Raw genomic sequence first — 235 nt, 5'->3', positions numbered from 1 at the left:
ACGCTCGACCTCACCCTCGCGGAGTCGGTGATCCAGGGCGCCGTGGTCTTCCTCCCGGCCGAGGGCGCGAAGATGGCCGCGGCGATCGGCATCGTCCGATCGGACGCGATCGCGGCGCAGTGAGGGGCCCCCCGTGATCGAGGTACAGGAGGTCACCTGTCGGTACGGCGGGTCCAGTGGCGAGGGCGGCGTCACGGCCGTCGACGACGTCTCCCTCTCGATCCCCGACGGCCAG

At 71.9% G+C, this 235-nt stretch carries 1 pseudogene; it reads left to right on the top strand.

Annotated features, from left to right (window positions below):
- A pseudogene (locus EXE45_RS21780) lies at positions 1-123 on the top strand (biotin transporter BioY); the annotation flags it as partial.
- Between the last annotated feature and the right edge of the window lie 112 nt (positions 124-235).

It is taken from the genome of Halorubrum sp. SP9, assembly GCF_005435015.1.
Lineage (GTDB): Archaea > Halobacteriota > Halobacteria > Halobacteriales > Haloferacaceae > Halorubrum > Halorubrum sodomense.
Note: the sequence above shows the minus strand (reverse complement) of the source record. Positions and strands in the feature narration are given on the sequence as shown.